Origin of the sequence: Actinomadura sp. CNU-125, assembly GCF_001942465.1 — a bacterium.
Lineage (GTDB): Bacteria > Actinomycetota > Actinomycetes > Streptosporangiales > Streptosporangiaceae > Spirillospora.
In genome coordinates this window covers 1-18,716 of sequence record NZ_MKJY01000432.1, presented here as the reverse complement: position 1 = coordinate 18,716, position 18,716 = coordinate 1, and the positions used below count along the sequence as shown (strand labels likewise).

The 18,716-nt window shown below is 72.5% G+C and carries 15 protein-coding genes and 3 pseudogenes; 12 read left to right on the top strand and 6 right to left on the bottom strand.

What is annotated here, in order from left to right:
• Positions 1-2: 2 nt before the first annotated feature.
• Positions 3-2,471, top strand: coding sequence for a leucine--tRNA ligase (leuS, locus tag BJF79_RS36120; RefSeq protein WP_075904167.1), 2,469 nt, complete (start codon positions 3-5; stop codon positions 2,469-2,471).
• Between the two features lie 87 nt (positions 2,472-2,558).
• Here leuS and lexA read toward each other — a convergent pair whose 3' ends face one another.
• Entirely contained in the window at positions 2,559-3,236 is a 678-nt protein-coding gene (gene lexA, locus BJF79_RS36115) for a transcriptional repressor LexA (RefSeq protein ID WP_075904166.1), read from the bottom strand.
• Between the two features lie 811 nt (positions 3,237-4,047).
• On the opposite strand from lexA, the gene nrdR reads away from it, so the two are divergent.
• Both nrdR and BJF79_RS36105 read left to right on the top strand, forming a co-directional pair.
• Positions 4,048-4,521 (top strand): transcriptional regulator NrdR, encoded by a 474-nt coding sequence (gene nrdR / locus BJF79_RS36110; RefSeq protein WP_075904164.1) that lies wholly within the window; start codon positions 4,048-4,050, stop codon positions 4,519-4,521.
• Positions 4,522-4,640: 119 nt separating this feature from the next.
• Positions 4,641-7,465: pseudogene (locus tag BJF79_RS36105) on the top strand (vitamin B12-dependent ribonucleotide reductase).
• Between the two features lie 80 nt (positions 7,466-7,545).
• On the opposite strand, the gene BJF79_RS36100 reads toward BJF79_RS36105, so the two are convergent.
• Positions 7,546-7,926 (bottom strand): nuclear transport factor 2 family protein, encoded by a 381-nt coding sequence (locus BJF79_RS36100; protein ID WP_075904162.1) that lies wholly within the window; start codon positions 7,924-7,926, stop codon positions 7,546-7,548.
• Between the two features lie 86 nt (positions 7,927-8,012).
• Between BJF79_RS36100 and BJF79_RS67715 the strand changes: the two are divergent.
• The 3 genes and pseudogenes from BJF79_RS67715 to BJF79_RS36090 form a co-directional block, all read left to right on the top strand.
• Positions 8,013-8,408: pseudogene (locus BJF79_RS67715) on the top strand (helix-turn-helix domain-containing protein); the annotation flags it as partial.
• Between the two features lie 157 nt (positions 8,409-8,565).
• Complete coding sequence (locus BJF79_RS67710) at positions 8,566-8,841, top strand: hypothetical protein (RefSeq protein ID WP_410050190.1); 276 nt, start codon at positions 8,566-8,568, stop codon at positions 8,839-8,841.
• Complete coding sequence (locus BJF79_RS36090) at positions 8,838-9,746, top strand: MerR family transcriptional regulator (protein WP_075904160.1); 909 nt, start codon at positions 8,838-8,840, stop codon at positions 9,744-9,746. The genes BJF79_RS67710 and BJF79_RS36090 overlap by 4 nt, the downstream gene beginning before the upstream one ends.
• A gap of 383 nt (positions 9,747-10,129) precedes the next feature.
• Here the strand turns inward: BJF79_RS36090 and BJF79_RS36080 are convergent, their stop codons facing one another.
• Together BJF79_RS36080 and BJF79_RS36075 are read right to left on the bottom strand one after the other, a co-directional pair.
• A complete protein-coding gene (locus BJF79_RS36080; protein ID WP_262403071.1) occupies positions 10,130-10,522 on the bottom strand; it encodes a DoxX family protein in 393 nt (130 codons plus the stop codon).
• 94 nt (positions 10,523-10,616) lie between these two features.
• Complete coding sequence (locus BJF79_RS36075; RefSeq protein WP_083734505.1) at positions 10,617-11,489, bottom strand: serine hydrolase; 873 nt, start codon at positions 11,487-11,489, stop codon at positions 10,617-10,619.
• Between the two features lie 155 nt (positions 11,490-11,644).
• Here BJF79_RS36075 and BJF79_RS36070 point away from each other — a divergent pair, with 155 nt between their 5' ends.
• The 5 genes from BJF79_RS36070 (at position 11,645) to BJF79_RS36050 (ending at position 16,230) form a co-directional block, all read left to right on the top strand.
• Positions 11,645-12,271, top strand: coding sequence for a GntR family transcriptional regulator (locus BJF79_RS36070; protein ID WP_075904153.1), 627 nt, complete (start codon positions 11,645-11,647; stop codon positions 12,269-12,271).
• A 14-nt stretch (positions 12,272-12,285) separates the two neighbouring features.
• Entirely contained in the window at positions 12,286-12,750 is a 465-nt protein-coding gene (locus tag BJF79_RS36065) for an OsmC family protein (protein WP_075904151.1), read from the top strand.
• Positions 12,751-12,834: 84 nt separating this feature from the next.
• Positions 12,835-13,803, top strand: a complete 969-nt coding sequence (locus BJF79_RS36060; protein ID WP_075904149.1) for a hypothetical protein — start codon at positions 12,835-12,837, stop codon at positions 13,801-13,803.
• Between the two features lie 4 nt (positions 13,804-13,807).
• Positions 13,808-14,857, top strand: coding sequence for a biotin/lipoate A/B protein ligase family protein (locus BJF79_RS36055; RefSeq protein WP_075904194.1), 1,050 nt, complete (start codon positions 13,808-13,810; stop codon positions 14,855-14,857).
• A 110-nt stretch (positions 14,858-14,967) separates the two neighbouring features.
• On the top strand, positions 14,968-16,230 hold the full coding sequence (locus BJF79_RS36050; RefSeq protein WP_075904147.1) for a TerD family protein: 1,263 nt from the start codon (positions 14,968-14,970) through the stop codon (positions 16,228-16,230).
• Positions 16,231-16,310: 80 nt separating this feature from the next.
• Here the strand turns inward: BJF79_RS36050 and BJF79_RS36045 are convergent, their stop codons facing one another.
• Positions 16,311-16,958, bottom strand: a complete 648-nt coding sequence (locus tag BJF79_RS36045) for an endonuclease (RefSeq protein WP_075904145.1) — start codon at positions 16,956-16,958, stop codon at positions 16,311-16,313.
• Positions 16,959-17,058: 100 nt separating this feature from the next.
• Positions 17,059-17,754, bottom strand: coding sequence for a ribonuclease HII (locus tag BJF79_RS36040; protein WP_075904193.1), 696 nt, complete (start codon positions 17,752-17,754; stop codon positions 17,059-17,061).
• 350 nt (positions 17,755-18,104) lie between these two features.
• Here BJF79_RS36040 and BJF79_RS36035 point away from each other — a divergent pair.
• Positions 18,105-18,716 (top strand): annotated as a pseudogene (locus BJF79_RS36035) (ATPase); the annotation flags it as partial.

Sequence of the window (18,716 nt, the reverse complement as noted above, 5' to 3'; positions counted from 1 at the left end):
GCGTGAGCAGCGACGAGCAGTACGACCCGCGGGCGGTTCAGGACAAGTGGCAGGCCCGTTGGGCGGAGCTCGACCCGTTCGAGGCCGTCGAGAGCGACGACGGCCGGGAGCGGCGCTACGCGCTGGACATGTTCCCCTACCCCAGCGGTGACCTGCACATGGGCCACGCCGAGGCGTTCGCGATCGGCGACGTCCCGGCCCGCTACTGGTTCCAGCGCGGGTACAACGTGCTGCACCCCATCGGCTGGGACTCCTTCGGCCTGCCCGCCGAGAACGCCGCCATCAAGCGCGACTCCCACCCCGCCGAGTGGACGTACGCCAACATCGACACCCAGGCGGCGTCGTTCCAGCGGTACGCGCCGTCGTTCGACTGGTCGCGGCGGCTGCACACCTCCGACCCCGAGTACTACAAGTGGACGCAGTGGCTGTTCCTGCGCTTCTACGAGCGGGGCCTGGCCTACCGCAAGGGCGGCCACGTCAACTGGTGCCCGAAGGACCAGACCGTCCTGGCGAACGAGCAGGTCGTCGGCGGGCACTGCGAGCGCTGCGGCGCCCTGGTCGAAAAGCGCGTGCTGACCCAGTGGTACTTCAAGATCACCGAGTACGCGGACCGGCTGCTGGACGACATGGAGCAGCTGGAGGGCAAGTGGCCCGAGCGGGTCCTGCTGATGCAGCGCAACTGGATCGGCCGCTCCACCGGCGCGGACGTCGACTTCGTCATCGAGGGCCGCGACGAGCCCGTCACCGTCTACACCACGCGTCCCGACACCCTGTACGGCGCCACGTTCATGGTCGTCGCCGCCGACGCCCCGCTGGCCGAGCAGGTCTGCCACCCCGACCGGCGCGCCGCGTTCGAGGCGTACCGCGACGAGGTCTCGCGGGAGAGCGAGATCGAGCGGCTGTCCACCGAGCGGGAGAAGACCGGCGTCTTCCTGGGCCGCTACGCGATCAACCCGGTGAACGGCGAGCGGCTGCCGGTGTGGGCGTCGGACTACGTGCTGGCCGAGTACGGGCACGGCGCGATCATGGCCGTGCCCGCGCACGACCAGCGCGACCTGGACTTCGCGCTGAAGTTCGGGCTGCCGGTCCGCGTGGTCGTCGAGACCGGCCAGGCCGACCCCGCCGAGACGGGCGTCGCCACCGCCGGCGAGGGACTGCTGGTCAACTCGGGCCCGATCGACGGCCTGGCCAAGCCGGACGGCATCGCCCGCATCATCGAGATCATGCAGGAGCGCGGCACCGGCCGGGCCTCGGTGAACTTCCGGCTGCGCGACTGGCTGGTGTCGCGGCAGCGGTTCTGGGGCTGCCCGATCCCGATCGTGCACTGCGACGCGTGCGGCGAGGTCCCCGTGCCGGACGACCAGCTGCCGGTGCGGCTGCCCGACGGGCTGCGCGGCGCCGACCTGGCCCCCAAGGGCACCTCGCCGCTGGCCGCCGCGGCCGGCTGGGTGAACACCGAGTGCCCCAAGTGCGGCGGCGCCGCCACGCGCGACACCGACACGATGGACACGTTCGTCGACTCGTCCTGGTACTACTTCCGGTACTGCTCGCCGGGGTACGAGGGCGGCCCGTTCGACGTCGAGCAGGTCCGCCGCTGGATGCCGGTCGACCAGTACACCGGCGGCGTCGAGCACGCCATCCTGCACCTGCTGTACAGCCGCTTCTTCACCAAGGTCCTGCACGACATGGGCATGGTCGACTTCACCGAGCCGTTCACGCGGCTGCTGAACCAGGGCCAGGTGATCAACCAGGGCAAGGCGATGTCGAAGTCGCTGGGCAACGGCGTCGACCTGGGCGAGCAGATCGGCGAGTTCGGGGTGGACGTCGTCCGGCTGGCGATCCTGTTCTCGGGCCCGCCCGAGGACGACATCGACTGGGCCGACGTGTCCCCGCACGGCATGTCGAAGTTCCTGTCCCGCGTGCACCGCATCGCGAGCGAGGTGTCGTCCGGTCCCGGCGCGGACGTCGCGTCCGGTGACGTCGCGCTGCGCCGCGCCACCGCCCGCACGGTGGACGAGGTCACGACGCTGGTCGAGTCGCAGCGGTTCAACGTCGCGATCGCGCGGGTGATGAAGCTGGTCGCCGAGGCCCGCAAGGCGATCGACTCCGGTCCCGGCGCGGCCGACCCGGCCGTCCGCGAGGCCGCCGAGACGATCGCGGTGCTGCTGTCGCTATTCGCGCCGTACACCGCCGAGGAGGCGTGGTCGCTGCTGGGCCGCACCACCCCGGTGATCCGCGCGGGCTGGCCGTCCGCCGACCCGGCCCTGCTGGTCGAGGAGTCGGTGACCTGCGTCGTCCAGATCGCCGGCAAGGTCCGCGACCGGCTGGAGGTGGCGCCGGGCATCGCGGGCGACGAGCTGGAGCGGCTGGCGCTGGCGTCGCCGAAGGTCCGGGACGCGCTGGGCGGCGCGGACGTCGCGAAGGTGATCGTCCGCGCGCCGAAGATCGTGAACATCGTGCCGAAGCGCTGACGCGGCACCGCCGAACGGCGGAACGCGGGAGTCGCGGGACGCGGAAAGGGCCGCCGGGGACGTCCCCGGCGGCCCTTTCCGGTTCGCTCACATCTTGCGGAGGACCGCCACGACCCGTCCGAGGACGGACGCCTCGTCGCCCTGAATGGGCTCGTACGCGGAGTTCTGCGGCATCAGCCAGATATGCCCGTCGCGCCGCTTGAACGTCTTGACCGTGGCCTCGCCGTCGATCATGGCGGCGACGATGTCGCCCTGCTCGGCGACCGGCTGCTGGCGGACGACGACCCAGTCGCCGTCGGCGATCGCCGCGTCGATCATCGAGTCGCCGGTGACCTTCAGCAGGAAGTGCGTTCCCTCGCCGACGAGCTGCTTGGGCAGCGTGAAGACGTCCTCGACGGCCTCCTCGGCGAGGATCGGCCCACCGGCCGCGATCCGGCCGACGAGCGGCACGTACGCGGGCGCCTGCCGCGTCCCGTCCGCGGGTTCCGGCTCGGTCTGCACGGGGGCCGACCCCGGCACCCGGACCTCGACCGCGCGCGGCCGGTTCGGGTCGCGCCGCAGGTACCCCTTGCGCTGCAGGGAGCGGAGCTGGTGCGACACGCTGGACGTGCTGGTGAGGCCGACGGCCTCGCCGATCTCCCGCATCGACGGCGGATAACCGCGACGCTGCACCGAGTCGCGGATCACCTCGAGCACCATGCGCTGTCGCTGCGTCAGCCCCGACTCGTCCATCGGCCCGTCGGGCAGCTCCCGGACCTTGCTCATCGCTCGCCTCCCGGGCGCTAGATGTCGTCACTCCTGGTCATGCACGTTATCGCGCTTTGGCGCCCCGATCAAACAATTGTTCGAAGTGCACCGGTGTTTTCTTGGGGACATCCCGAGAACATCGTACAGGCGTTCGATCGGATTTTCTCGCGGCGGGGTCCGGGATGACTGCTTCGCCCGATACGCACCGCACGGTTTGCTCGTCCGAACCCAATGCGCAAGACCACGCTCCCACGACTTCCCTTCGGCCGTTCTCGAATCGCCGGACCCGGCCTCGGTGTCGCGCCGAGTCCGCGTCCCGGAGAGCTTGCTGTGGCGCTTCAAACGGCGGCAAAAGAGACGCCCCGAGTCCGCGCATGGGGAGCCGTGTTTCCCGTCGGGCGCGATGAGTCGAGCAGACATATCCGCTATGTCGCACACCCGGCGTCACGGCCCGCCGAGATCCCCGCGATGGCGTGGGCGGCGCGGGCGCCGCAGGCGGCGGAGAGCGTCCGAAAGACATCCGGGAGCCGTCCGGGAGACATCCGGGCGGCGTCCGCCGGGCGTCCGCCGGGCGTCCGCCGGGCGTCCGGGGGCGCGAGCGCGCGACACGCCGGAGGTGATCCGCGTGTGGCGCCGCGCGGTCCGCGCGCTACCAGCGGATCCGGGGCCGGTGTGACTCGGGAGGCAGTCGATCAGGTTGCGTTGGCGTCCGCAGACCCGTACGGTTGACCACAACATCTAGTAGTTACATCCATGGGATTAACCACAACTTGTGATTGTGGCTCTGTTCTCGCGATGGCGCTTCCAATCGGTCGGGGAGGGGAGAGACGTGCACTGCCCGTTCTGCCGCAACCCCGACACCAAAGTGATCGACAGCCGTTCCACCGACGACGGGGGCGCCATTCGGCGGCGCCGCTCGTGCGCCGAATGCGGCCGGCGATTCACCACCCAGGAGAATGTCCTCGTGATGGTCGCCAAGCGGAGCGGCGTCACCGAGCCGTTCTCCCGCGAGAAGATCATCGCCGGGGTGCGCAGGGCCTGCCAGGGCCGCCCCGTCGACGAGGACGCGCTCGCGAAGCTCGGCCAGCGGGTCGAGGAGGACATCCGGTCGGCGGGATCCGCGGAGATCCCCTCGCACGAGATCGGCCTCGCGATCCTGGGTCCGCTCGGTGAACTCGACGAGGTCGCGTATCTGCGGTTCGCCTCCGTGTACCGGAGCTTCGAATCGCTCGACGACTTCGCGCGGGAGATCGAAACACTGCGCAATGCCGGTTCCTCGGGGGAGCCCGGCCCGTCCCGTTAGGGACGGCGGAAACACACAAAGCATCGAACGTGAAGCGCCACCGCGCCGGGCATGCCCCGCGCGGCGGCGGAGTTGTTCCTGGACAGGGCCCGGCGGGAGGGCCCGAGAGGGGGAAGGTCATGACGGAGACGGTCAGCGGCCAGGCGGCACGGCGCGGCAAGGGAGCACGCAAGGGCCTGAAGGTCGAGCGGATCTTCACCAAGCCCGGTGTGCATCCGTACGACGAGCTGAACTGGGAACGCCGTGACGTCGTCATGACCAACTGGCGCGACGGCACGGTGAACTTCGAGCAGCGCGGCGTCGAGTTCCCCGACTTCTGGTCGCTGAACGCGGTCAACATCGTCACGTCGAAGTACTTCCGCGGCGCGATCGGCACCCCGCAGCGCGAGTGGAGCCTCAAGCAGCTCGTCGACCGCGTCGTGAGCATGTACGTGAAGACGGGCCAGGAGAACGGCTACTTCGCCTCCGACGAGGACGCCGAGATCTTCGACCACGAGCTGAAGCACGCGCTGGTCCACCAGATGTTCAGCTTCAACTCGCCGGTCTGGTTCAACGTCGGCACGAAGTCCCCGCAGCAGGTGTCGGCGTGTTTCATCCTGTCGGTGGACGACACGATGGAGTCGATCCTCGACTGGTACAAGGAAGAGGGCGTCATCTTCAAGGGCGGCTCCGGCGCCGGCCTGAACCTCTCCCGCATCCGGTCGAGCCGCGAGCTGCTGTCGTCCGGCGGCACCGCCAGCGGCCCGGTCTCGTTCATGCGCGGCGCGGACGCCTCCGCCGGGACGATCAAGTCCGGCGGGGCCACGCGGCGTGCGGCGAAGATGGTCGTGCTCGACGTCGACCACCCCGACATCGAGGAGTTCATCGAGACCAAGGCGCGCGAGGAGGACAAGATCCGCGCGCTGCGGGACGCCGGGTTCGACATGGACCTCGGCGGCAAGGACATCGGCAGCGTCCAGTACCAGAACGCCAACAACTCGGTCCGGGTGTCGGACGAGTTCATGCACGCCGTCGAGTCGGACGGCGAGTTCGGGCTGCGCGCCCGGATGAACGGCGAGGTCGTCGAGACGATCAAGGCCAAGGACCTGTTCCGGCAGATGGCGAAGGCCGCGTGGGAGTGCGCCGACCCGGGCATCCAGTACGACGACACGATCAACGACTGGCACACCAACCCCGAGACGGGCCGCATCACCGCGTCGAACCCCTGCTCGGAGTACATGTCGCTGGACAACTCGTCCTGCAACCTGGCGAGCATCAACCTGCTGAAGTTCCTCGGCGCGGACGGCACGTTCGACATCGCGTCGTTCGTCAAGCTGACCGAGCTGGTCATCACGGCGATGGACGTGTCCATCACGTTCGCCGACTTCCCCACCGAGAAGATCGCCGAGACGACCCGGGACTACCGGCAGCTCGGCATCGGCTACGCCAACCTCGGCGCGCTGCTGATGGCGACCGGCCACGCCTACGACTCCGAGGGCGGCCGCGCCCTCGCCGCCGCGATCACCTCGCTGATGACGGGCGTCGCCTACCGCCGCTCGGCCGAGATGGCGGGCGTCGTCGGCCCGTACGCCGGGTACGCGCGCAACGCCGACGGCCACAAGCGGGTCATGCGCAAGCACGCCGCCGCGAACGACGCGGTCCGCACGCTCCACGAGATGGACAAGTCGATCCTGGCGGCCGCCGCCAAGCAGTGGCAGGACTGCCTGAAGCTCGGCGAGAAGAACGGCTACCGCAACGCGCAGGCGTCGCTGCTGGCGCCGACCGGCACCATCGGCCTGATGATGGACTGCGACACGACCGGCATCGAGCCCGACCTCGCGCTGATGAAGTTCAAGAAGCTCGTCGGCGGCGGCTCCATGCAGATCGTGAACCACACGGTGCCGCGCGCCCTGGAGCAGCTCGGCTACCAGCAGGAGCGCATCGAGGCGATCGTCGAGTACATCGCCGAGCACGGCCACGTCGTGGACGCCCCGGGCCTGCGGCCCGAGCACTACGAGGTGTTCGACTGCGCGATGGGCGAGCGCGCGATCAGCCCGATGGGCCACGTCCGGATGATGGCGGCCACGCAGCCGTTCCTGTCCGGCGCGATCTCCAAGACCGTCAACATGCCGGAGCAGGCTTCCATCGAGGACATCGAGAAGGTGTACTTCGAGGGCTGGCGGCTCGGCCTGAAGGCCCTGGCGATCTACCGCGACAACTGCAAGGTCGGCCAGCCGCTGTCGGCGGCCGGGAAGAAGGAGAAGGCCGAGCCGGTGGCCGCCGAGGCGCCCGCCGAGGTCCGTCCGGTCCGCAAGCGGCTGCCCAAGCAGCGTCCCGCGACCGTGACCCGCTTCTCCGTCGCGGCGCCGAGGGGTACATGACCGCCTCGTCCTACCCCGACGACGGTCTCGGCGAGGTGTTCCTCAAGCTCGGCAAGCAGGGCTCGACGCTCGCGGGCGTGATGGACGCGTTCTCCATGGCGATCTCCATCAGCCTCCAGTACGGGGTGCCGCTGGAGACGTGGGTGGAGAAGTTCACCAACCTGCGGTTCGAGCCGGCCGGCATGACCGACGACCCGGACATCCGCATGGCGACGTCGGTGATGGACTACATCTTCCGCCGCCTGGCGCTCGACCACCTGTCCTTCGAGGAGCGCGCGGGCCTCGGCATCTTCACCGCCGAGGAGCGCGCCATGCAGGCCAACGGCGAGGACCCGGCCAGCCTCCACGACGAGGAGGACGCGCGGCACGACAGCCTCGCGCAGTCCGCGGAGATCGCACGCCCCGCGACCGCCGAGGCGGCCCCCGCGTCGGCGAACGGCGCGCACTCGTCCGTCGAGGCCATCGAGAGCCGCCAGGGCCGGACCCAGGACGCGCCGCTGTGCCTGACCTGCGGCACGAAGATGCGTCCCGCCGGAAGCTGCTACGTCTGCGAGGGCTGCGGCTCCACCAGCGGCTGCAGCTGACCGCGCGCACGAAGTGAAGCGGGTGCCGGTGGGACCGGCACCCGCTTCGTCCGTTTGTGGGGTTCGTCCGTTCCGTGGGCTCAGAACATCCCGTTCGGTGTCTGAGCGGCTTCGGGCACGGGCTGGACGACGTCCCAGTGTTCGGCGATCAGGCCGTCTTCCACGCGCCAGATGTCGACGACCGCGAGCCCGCGTCCGTCCCCGGGCGGGACCATGTTGTAGTGGACGACGACGTACCGGTCGTCGGCGACGATCCGTTGGAGGTCGAGCCGCGCCCCGGCGACGGGGGCGTCGGCGATGAACTCGATGAAAGCCTCGCGGCCGGAAGGATTTCCGGGGCTGTGCTCGATGAAGTCGTCCCGCAGCACGGTGCGCAGGATGCCGATGTTCCCGGCGGCGAACTCCGCGAAGGCGCGGGAGACGAGTTCCTTGTTGCGTCGGGCCGGATCGTCGCGTGTCATGGCGCCAGCTTCGTCGCCGGTGCCGCCGCCGTCGATTACGAGCCATGTAATGGCGTGCGCGCGGCGGGGTCGGCTAGGACTGGGGCATGGAGAGCGAACGGCCGGTCGGTGAGCTGCTGCGCGGATGGCGGCACCGGCGCGGGCTCAGCCAGCTGGACCTGGCCATCGAGGCGGGGGTCTCGGCCCGGCACGTCAGCTTCGTCGAGACCGGACGGACGATCCCGAGCCGCCCGATGATCCTGCGTCTCGCGGAGCATCTGGGCGTCCCGCTGCGCGAGCGGAACCGGCTGCTGGTCGCGGCGGGCCACGCGCCCGTCTTCCGGCAGCGTCCGCTGGACGATCCGGAGTTCGGCAGGGTCCGGAACGCGCTCGATCAGGTGCTGCGGGGGCACGAACCGTATCCGGCGCTGGTGGTGGACGGCCGCTGGAACCTGGTGCTCGCCAACGCGGCGGTCGACGTCTTCCTCGACGGGGTCGACCCGCGGCTGCTGGAGCCGCCGGTCAACATGATGCGGCTCGGCCTGCATCCGGGCGGGTTCGCGCCGCAACCTGCGGCAGGTCCGCGCCCACCTGCTGCCCCGCCTGTCCCGCCAGGTCGCGCGGACCGGGGACCCCGAACTGAGCGCGCTGTACGAGGAGGTGCTCGGCTACGGGGACGACGACGATCCGGCCCCGCTCGACCCCGCCGACATCGCGCTGCCCATCCGGATCGGGCATCGCGGCGCGGAGCTGCACTTCTTCAACACGATCACCACCTTCGGCGCGGCCTTCGACATCACCCTCGAGGAACTCGCCGTCGAGGCGTACTTCCCGGCGGACGACCCGACCGCCCGCTTCGTCCGTGCCCGCCCGCCCGCGGAACGCGGTGGACGACTTGAGTTTCCAGCGGCTGGAAGGTGCACAGTCGAGCCATGAGCACGAGCGCGGAACTGTTCACGATCGGGCGGCTCGCCGAACGGTGCGGGCTGCCCACGCGGACGGTCCGGTTCTGGTCCGACGCCGGGCTGATCCCGGTGGCGGGCCGTTCCGCGGGGGGCTACCGCCTGTACGACGCGGCGGCGGTGGCCCGCCTGGACCTCGTCCGGACGCTGCGCGAGCTGGGGCTGGGTCTGGACCAGGTCGAGGCGGTCCTGACGGACGCCGCCACGGTCGCGGAGGTCGCGGCGGCGCACGTCGCGGCGCTCGACGCGGAGATCCGGCTGCTGCGGACGCGCCGCGCGGTGCTCGGCACGGTCGCGAAACGCGCGACCACGAAGGAGGAGACACTGCTGATGCACAAGCTTGCCCGGATGTCCGCGCGGGAGCGGCAGGAGATCATCGACGAGTTCGTCCGGTACGTGCTGGAGGGGGTCGATCCCGGCTCGCCCGCGCCGGGCATCGCGGAGAACATGCGGCGGGCCGCCGAGCTGCCGGACGATCCGGCGCCCGAGCAGGTCGACGCGTGGATCGAGCTCGGCGAGCTGGTCGCCGACGAGGACTTCCGGCGGCGCGTCCGCGACATGGCGGTCGCCGGACGGCCCGCGCGGGAGCAGCGGTACGCGATCGACCCGGGCGCGGTCATGGAACACGCGGGGCGGGCCCTGGCGGACGGGATCGCGCCCGCGTCGCCGGAGGGCCGCGCCGTGGTCGAGCGGATCGCCGATCCGGACGTCCCGGTCGCGGAGCGCGCGGCGGTCGCCGACGAGATGGCGGCGTTCACCGACGCCCGCGTGGAGCGCTACTGGAGCCTGCTGGCGATCATCAACGGGCGGGAGCCGCGCGCCTCGGCCGTCCCGTCGTTCGAGTGGTTCATCGCGGCGCTGCGCGCCCACTCCGGCTGACCCGGTTCACGAGGGGGCGCCCTCCCCGTCGTCCGACGGGGGCTTGACGGGCTGGGTGTCCCCGGTGCGGCGCCGGTGGGCGGCCTTGCGGCGGCCCGCCACGGGCTTGTCGTCCTCGGTCCCGGCGGGCGGCGCCGGGGGCCCGGCCGGTTCGGGGGCCGGTTCGGGGGCCGGTTTCGGGGCGGACCGGCGGGACGGCGCCTTCTTCGCCGGACGCGGCGCGGGCTTCGGCGCGGGCTCGGGGGCCTTCGCGGCGGGCTCGGGGAACGCCGGCTCCGCCTGCCGGAGCGACTCCACGAAGCTCTCCACGTCCTCCTCGTCGTCCTCATCGGCCGGTTCGTCCGGACGCGCCGCCCGCTTCCGGACGATCCAGGCGTCGAGCGTCAGCCGTCCTCCGGCGCCCGCGGCGAGCAGCAGGGCCGCCATGCCGAGCGCGACGACCAGCTCGTAGCCGTTCTGCGCGCGGTCGCCGTCCACCATGAACAGGCCCCGGTCGGCGTGCACGAACAGGAACGCGCCGACCATGTCGACGAACAGCAGGCGCCGGTGACCGGCAGGGCGATCCCGGCGATCAGCGCGGCCCCGCCGAGCAGCTCTACGAACGCCGCGTAGACGGCGGCGGCGGTCGGGAGCGGCACCCCGAGGGCGTCGAAGTTCTCGCCCGTCGCGGTGACGCCCGCCTCGATCTTCTGCCAGCCGTGCGCCATGAACACGACGCCTACGCCGATCCGCGCGATGACCGCCGCGACGTCGTACACCAGTGACCGAGAGCGCATGCCGTCGACTCCTTCAGCACGGGGGGTGGGCCCGGGTCGTCGGAGAGTATGACGGCATCCGGACGAATAGCGCGAATGCCCCAGGTGGGCGGGGTCAGCGAGCTTCGTGCGGACGGTCGAGCGCGGCCGTCACGGTCCGTACCGCGCGTTCGACCGTCTCGATCCCGGTGCGCATCGCCGGGTGCCGCTCGGACAGGACGGCGATCAGCAGCAGCCGCCCGGCCGCGCGGACGAGGCCGATGCTGTTGATCGTCCAGCGGCCCCCGTGGATCTCGCGCGGCAGCCAGCCGTTCTTCAGGGCCGCTCCGCCGGCCGGTTCGGCGGCGGCGCTCACGCCCCATGCCTGCTCGGGGACCACGTCGGCCATGAGGTCCCGGACGTAGCGGCGGTTCGGCGCCGACAGCGGGCTCGCGGGGGAGACGAGCGCGGACAGGAGTTCGGCCTGGTCGGCGGCGCCGGTCGTCGTGGAACCCCAGAAGCCGCCGGGCCCGGGGACGGTGTCGCGCAGGCCGAACTCCTCGTTCGCGGCCGCCAGCCCGTCGGCGCCGCCGACGGCGTGCCAGAGGGCGGTGGCGGCGGCGTTGTCGCTGACCGTGACGGCGCGTTCGGCGAGGGCCCGCTCGGCGGACGTGAGCGGACGGCCGTCGTGCTGGGCCCGCAGGAGCAGCGCCATGACGATGTTCACCTTGACGATGCTGGCCGTCGCCGTGCGCAGTTCGTCCCCGTACACGTAGGAGAGGCCGCCGGACGCGTCCCGGACGGCGAGCGACACCGAACCGGGACGGTCGTCCAGGCAGGCGTCGAGGACGCGGGTGAGTTCGGCCCGTTCCGCCGGGCCGAACCCCGGCGACGGCCAGGGTGAGGGCGACGGCGACGGGGGCGGTGCGGCGGCGAGCACCGCGGCGGGCGGCCGGAACCGCTGCGGGGCCGGGGCGCCCGCCGCGAGGAGGGCGATGCACGCGATCACGAGCGCGACGATAGGCCACCGGTACCGTGCCGGTGCCCGTCCACGGCCCGGCGGGACGGTCTCTTTGGGCATGGCGGGGAGTGTGTCCGGGCGGTCGTTTCCGTGCCGTTTCCCCCTTTTGAATGTAATGTATGCTTTGCATGCAAAGGAGGAACATGCAGGCGGAAGCGGTGTACCGGCGGTTGCGCGAACTGATCGTCGCGGGCGAGTACCCACCGGGCGAGCGCTTGACCGAGGCCACGGTGGGCGCGGCGCTGGCGGCGGGCCGGACCCCGATCCGGGAGGCGCTGCGCAGGCTGGAGAGCGACGGCCTGGTGCGCGGCGTCGGGCGCGGCGTGGTGGTGCGCGGGTTCGGGACGGACGAGCTGGCCGGCGCCTACGCGGTCCGTGCGGCGCTCGAAGCGCTCACCGCGCGGGACGCCGCCGACCGCTGGGCGGCCGGGCTGATCGCCCCCGCCGCGCTCGCCGCCCTGCACCGCGACGCCGAACTGCTGGAACGCGTGACGGCCGACGGCGACCTCGACCGGGCGATCGGGCTCAACCGCCGGTTCCACCGGGGCGTCGCCGAACTCGCCGGGAACCCGGTCGCGCTGGAGACCCTCGACCGGCTGTGGGACCGGATCGTCGTGTCGACGCGCGCGACGCTCGCCGCGCCGGACCGTCCGGACGCCGTCGCGGCCGAGCACCGGGGGCTGCTGCGGGCGATCGCGGACGGCGACCCGGCCGCGGCGGGACGCATCGCGGGCGACCACGTCCACGCGACCGGCACGGCACTGGAGTGAAGGAGGAGACGGGCATGCCGAAGACCCATCGCTACGAGGTGTCGGTCGCCTGGACGGGCAACACCGGGACGGGCACGAGTTCGTACCGCGCGTTCGAGCGGGCCCACGAGATCCGCGCCGAGGGCAAGCCGCCGATCGCGGGCAGCGCCGACCCGGCGTTCCGCGGCGATCCGGCCCGGTGGAACCCGGAGGAACTGCTGGTGGCTTCCCTGTCGGAGTGCCACATGCTGTGGTTCCTGCACCTGTGCGCCGCCGCGGGCGTCGTCGTCACCGCCTACACCGACGACCCGATCGGCACCATGGCCGAGACCGCCGGCGGCGGCGGCCGGTTCGAGGAGGTCGTGCTGCGCCCCCGGGTGACGCTCGCCGATCCGGCGCGGGCGGCCGAGACGGCGGCCCTCCACGAACGCGCCCACGAACTGTGCTTCATCGCGAACTCGGTGAACTTCCCCGTCCGCCACGAACCCGCGGACGCCTGAGGGCCCGCGCCTCGCCCGTCCGGGGGAGGCGGGCGGCCCGCACGGGGGAGGCGGCGCGCGTCGTGACGGCGAAAACTGCCGATCATGGAAGCGGAACTGACGCCGGGGCCGGTGGGCCGCCGGTGGACGGCCGTGCGGCGGGCCGCGGGCCACGGCGCGGCGGCGTGCCTGTCGCTGTACCTGGTCGTCAAGGTCGTCTGGGTGGTCGCGGGGCTTCTCGGCGCCGTGCCGTCGGACGTCGGCGGCGCGGACTGGATCGTGCTGAACGCGGTGACGGTCGGGATGGCCGGGGTCGGGATCGCGCTCGGCCTCGCCCTGGCCCGCGACTGGGGCCGGCGGATCCCGGCCGCGCCGCTGCTCCTCGTCGCGTGGATCGGCGCGGGATTCCTCGTCCCGATGCTCCCGTTCATGGTCCTCGGCGTTCTCGTCGACACGGGCGGCGGCGGTTCCGGCGGGGAGGGGACGATGCCCGCGTGGGAGGCGGCGTTCCTCGGCATCGGCTTCATCGGCATGGCCGCGGGCCTGGCGGTCGCGCTTCCCCTCTACCTCCGGGAGCGGTGGCCCGCCGCGTTCGCCGGACGGCTCGGCGGACGCGGCGACGCGCGCGGCGGCCGCAGGGCGCGCGCACGCGCGGTCCGCGGCGGTGCTGTGCCTGTGCCTCGCCGCGATGTGGACGTACTGGGCGGCGGGCGGGACGCTCGGCCTGGACCCCGGGCGCGCGACCGGATGAACACGGACGCGCGGCTGCTCCTGGGCACGTCCGCGGTGTGGGCGCTCGTCGGCGCGTGGGCCGTCGCGACGCGCCGTCCGGGCACACCGGCGTGGCTGCCGACGAGCCTGGGTTTCACGGCGTCGGGGTCGTTGTTCGCGTGGAGCGCGTGGAAACTGCCGCTGGTCTTCCTGCGGCCCGGCGACTACGCGCCGGTCGAGCGCACGGCCGTGGCGCTCGTCCAGCACGGGCTCGGCATCGCGGCCGGCGCGCTGCTGCTCGCCGCGATCGTCGAGGGCGCGGGCGGGACGGAATCGCGGGCGCGGCGGCGGGGTTCAACCTGATGTGATGCACGGTGAGTACAAGGTTCCCGGCGGCAAGCTGGTGGTCGCCGATGTCGACGTCGTGGACGGGCTCCTGCGGACCCCGCGGATCAGCGGCGACTTCTTCCTCGAACCGGACGCCGCCCTCGACGCGATCAACGCGGCGCTGGACGGGCTTCCGGCCGGGCTGGACGCGCGCGAGATCGGCACGCGGGTGGAGGCGGGGCTGCCGCCGGGCACGGTGCTGCTCGGGCTGACCGCGGAGGCGGTGGGCATCGCGGTGCGGCGGGCGCTGGCGCACGCGTCGGACTGGCGCGACCACGAGTGGCGGCTGATCCACGAGGGGCCGCAGGAACCGGCCGTCCACATGGCGCTGGACCAGGTGCTGGCCGAGGAGGTCGCCGCGGGACGGCGGCCGCCGACGCTGCGGGTGTGGGAGTGGGCGTCCCCAGCGGTGATCATCGGCAGCTTCCAGTCGCTGCGCAACGAGGTGGACGCGGTGGAGGCCGCGCGCGCCGGGGTCGAGGTGGTGCGCCGGATCAGCGGCGGCGGGGCGATGTTCGTCGAGCCGGGCAACACGATCACGTACTCGCTGTACGCGCCGGAGTCGCTGGTCGCGGGCATGTCGTTCGCGGAGAGCTACGCGTTCCTGGACGACTGGGTGCTGGGCGCGCTCGGCGAGCTGGGCGTCGAGGCGTGGTACCGGCCGCTGAACGACATCGCGTCCGACCAGGGGAAGATCGCGGGCGCGGCGCAGAAGCGGCTGGCCGCCGGGGCCGTGCTGCACCACGTCACGATGGCCTACGACATCGACGCGGCGAAGATGACGCGGGTGCTGCGGATCGGCCGGGAGAAGATCTCCGACAAGGGCATCGCGAGCGCGAACAAGCGCGTGGACCCGCTGCGGCGGCAGACCGGCCTGCCCCGCGAGGAGATCATCGAGCGGATGATCGGGCACTTCCGCGGCCGCTACGGGCTCGTCGCCGACCGGCCGACCGAGGACGAGCTGCGGCTGGCCGAGAAGTACGCCGCCGACAAGTTCACCACGCCCGGCTGGACGGCGCGGGTGCCCTGACCGGCGGAACTCCCGCGCGTCGCCGAGCGTCAACGAGTCGGGGCAGGTCGCGGGGCCCGCGCGACCGGCCATAGGGTTCTGGAACCAGCGGCGGTCGAGGAGGACGTTTCATGTCGATGCAGAAGGGCGCCAACACCCCGGTCTCGGTGCCGTCGGTGCGCGTCGAGCTCGGATGGCGGAGCGGGGTGGGGACGCCCGACGCCGACGCGTCCGCGCTGCTGCTGGCCGAGTCCGGCCGCGTCCGGTCCGACGACGACTTCGTCTTCTACAACCAGCCGGTGCACGGGTCCGGCGCGGTGAAGCACGAGGGCAAGCAGCGCGGCGCGACCGTCCTTGACGTCCTGTCGGTCGACCTCGGCCGGGTCGAGCCGGCCATCGAACGGATCGTCGTCGCGGCGTCCGCGGACGGCGGCACGTTCGGCGAGATCGAGGGGCTCTACGTCCGGCTGGTGGACGCGGCGGGCGGCGCGGAGGTCGCCCGGTTCGACAGCACGGGCGCCACGACGGAGACGGCGTTCGTGCTCGGCGAGCTGTACCGGCGGCAGGGCGCGTGGAAGTTCCGCGCGGTCGGCCAGGGCTACGACACGGGCCTGGCCGGGCTCGCGACCGACTTCGGCATCTCGGTCGACGACCCGGGCCCCGAGCCCGCGCCCGAACCGGCACCGTCCGTGCCCGCCGCACCGGCCGCGCCCGCCGCACCCGCGGCGCCGTCCGCGGCCTCCGCGCCGGAGCCGCAGGAGCAGGGCGGCAAGATCTCGCTGACCAAGAGCGCCCCGTCGGTGTCGCTGACCAAGCGCGGCGCGTCCGGGCACATGCGCGTGAACCTTAACTGGACGGCGCGCGAGGGCGTCGCGAAGGGCCTGTTCGGCAAGCGCCGCCGCGGCGTCGACCTCGACCTCGACCTGTGCTGCCTGTGGGAGCTGCAGGACGGGCGCAAGGGCATCATCCACGCGCTCGGCGACATGGGCGCGCTCGACCGGCCGCCGTTCGTCCGGCTCGACAAGGACGACCGGACGGGCGCGGTCGAGGCGGGCGAGAACCTGCACATCAACCTCGACCGGGCGGCCGACTTCAAGCGCATCCTGGTGTTCGCCGAGATCTACGACGGCGCCGACGACTTCCGCGGCCTGGACGCGATCGCGACCCTGTACCCGGTGGGCTCCCCGCCGATCGAGATGCGCATGGACGACTGCGTGGACCGTTCCCGGGACGCGGTGCTCGCGCTCATCGAGAACGTGGGCGGCGAGCTGGTCGTCCACCGGGAGGGCCGGTTCGTCCCGCCGCCGCCCGGCCGTCCCCGCTGGGGGAAGATGTCGGTCGACCAGGCGTACGGCTGGAACCTGGAGTGGGTCGCCTCGCGCGGCAAGGGCTGACCGCCCGACCTGGTGTGTGCGGAGCGCGAAATGTCCGAACTCTCCGCGTTTGTACTACGTAAAGGCGGCGGCCGGCGGCGTCACCGTCCGGCCGTTGCCTTCTCCTTGACCGACTCGGCGAGCTTCTTGTCGCGGCCGACCCGGACGAGCGCGGCGGTCAGCCGGGCGAGGTCCTTGTCGGCGACCTTGCCCGCGAGTTCCTTCGGGTCGGTGGGCAGACCGACCCGGTCCGCGCCCTTCTTCACCTGGTCGTCGATGTAGGGGCGCAGCCACGGCCACACGGCCTGCGCCTCGCGGCAGAAGATGTCCACGCCGGTCGGCCCGATCCCGGGGAACTCGCGCAGCAGGCCGCCCGCCTTGCCCCGGTCGCGTTCCGCCTGGACGGCGAGATTGCGCAGGTCGCCCCGGTACTTGTCCTGGACGATCTCGGCGGTGTCGCCCAGCCGGGTCGCGGTGCTCTCGTCGTAGCGGACGTAGTGGCCGCGGCCCAGCGCGTCCACGCGGTCCTGCCAGGTCAGCCCGGCCATGCCGCGCGGCGTCCCGCCCCCGGCCGCGAACAGTTCGCGGGCCGCCGCCAGCGCGATCCCGGCCGAGATCCGGGCGCTGAGCAGGTTGGCGAGGACGAGGAGCTTGAACAGTGCGGCGGGCGTGTCCTTCAGTTCGAATCTGGCCTCCGCGGAGAACGTCTCCCCGGACTCGCGCAGCAGCTTCTTCACGACGGCGTCCATGGATCCACCTCCCGTTCGCAGCGGCCCTACCCGGACTCGGGGCGATGACGCATGCCGCGCGGGGGAGATGCTTACGGGGGACATGCTTTACGGGGCGGGGTCAAATGAGGCTGAGTTGGCCTTCCCCGGCGAGGGGGTCCCGGTGCTTCTTCAGGTGCCGCCAGCGCGGCAGATCGTCCAGGTACGACCACGAGAGCCGGTGCTGCGGCGTCGGCCCGGACTCCTCCAGCGTCCGCTGGTGGACGGGCGAGGGGTACCCGGCGCCGTCGGCGAACCCGTACCCGGGGTACGCCCCGTCCAGATCGGCCATCAGCCGGTCGCGGTGGACTTTCGCCAGGACGGACGCCGCCGCGACCGTCACCGACCGCAGGTCGGCCTTGATCTCGCAGCGGACCCGCCACGGCGGCCGCAGGAAGTCCTGCTTGCCGTCCAGGATCACCACGTCGGGCGGGACGGGCAGGGCCTCGAGCGCGCGGACGGCGGCGCGCCGCAGCGCCTCGGTCATCCCGACCTCGTCGATCTCCTCCGGGGCGGACGCGCCGACGGCGTGCCCGGTGAGCCAGCCGGGCAGGACCTCGGCGAACGACTCCCGGTGGGCGCGGGTGAGCAGCTTGGAGTCGGTGAGCGCGACCGTGCGGTCGCCGCGGCCGCGCAGGACGGGCGGGGCGCTCAGGTCCGTCATCGCCGCGCACACGACGACCGGCCCGGCCCACGCGCCGCGTCCGACCTCGTCCACCCCGGCGATCCGGACCGGGCGCCCGTCCGCGCCGAGTGCCGCGACCAGTTCGTTCTCGATCTCGTACCCGGCGGCGCGCGGGACGCCCGCGGGCCCGGCGGTCGCGGCGGCGGAGCCGGCGTCGTCCAGGCCCGGCAGGGCACCGGTCGGGTCGGTCACGGAGGTCCCCCTGGGTGATGCGCGGAATCGGTGGCCGGGGGTCGGCGCGCGCGCACGTCCCGGCGTCCAGATCTTAGGGCGCGAACCGGTCCGCCCGTGCCGGGACGCGTCGGGGAGACGAATGACCTGGTCCGGTCGGCCGGGCACGCTCCATTCGGTTGCCGTGAGGTGATGCAAGTGTCTTTGTAAGAGACGACGAACCGAGCCGGGGGAGTCCCGTTCGGCGCGCCACTGCGCTTTACTCGCTTTTGATGGATTCGTTCGGCAGGTCCCGCTCCCGCCCGGCGACCGGCGCCGGGGCACGGGATCTCTTCGAGCGCCTGCGCTGGCGCTACTTCCAATTCCCGCCCGGGCTGCGCTTCCTGGGCGGGCTGCTTCTGGTCGCCCTCGTGCTGTCGGCCATGGTGGTGCTGGACGGGCCGGTGCTGGGGACGGCCGCGTTCGCGGTGATCCTGCTCGTCGTGGTGCACCTGACCTTGCGTTCGCCCACGGGAATGGCGGTCGTCGCAGTGGTGGCGTCCTGGCTCGCGTTGTCGATTCCCTTGGGAAGCCTGTACTCGGACGACGGTCGTCCCCCCTATCTGGCATCCGAACTGCTGCTGGGGGCGCTCGCGGTTCCGGTCGCCGTGGTCGCGTTCCGGCTGCGCGGGTACGCGCCGTGGCGGACGACCGTGCTCGCGCTGGGCGCCGCCGGGGTGATCACGGCCGCGGTGGCGCAGCCGCTGCCGCAGGCGAGCGTGGCGCCGGGCTGGGCCGCCGCGCTGGCCGTGCTCGCGTACCGCTGGGACCAGGCCCGCCGCAGTGCGCCCGCGGAGGAGTACGAGACCGGGTGGGTGCAGGAGCAGGCCGGGGCGAAGCCCCCG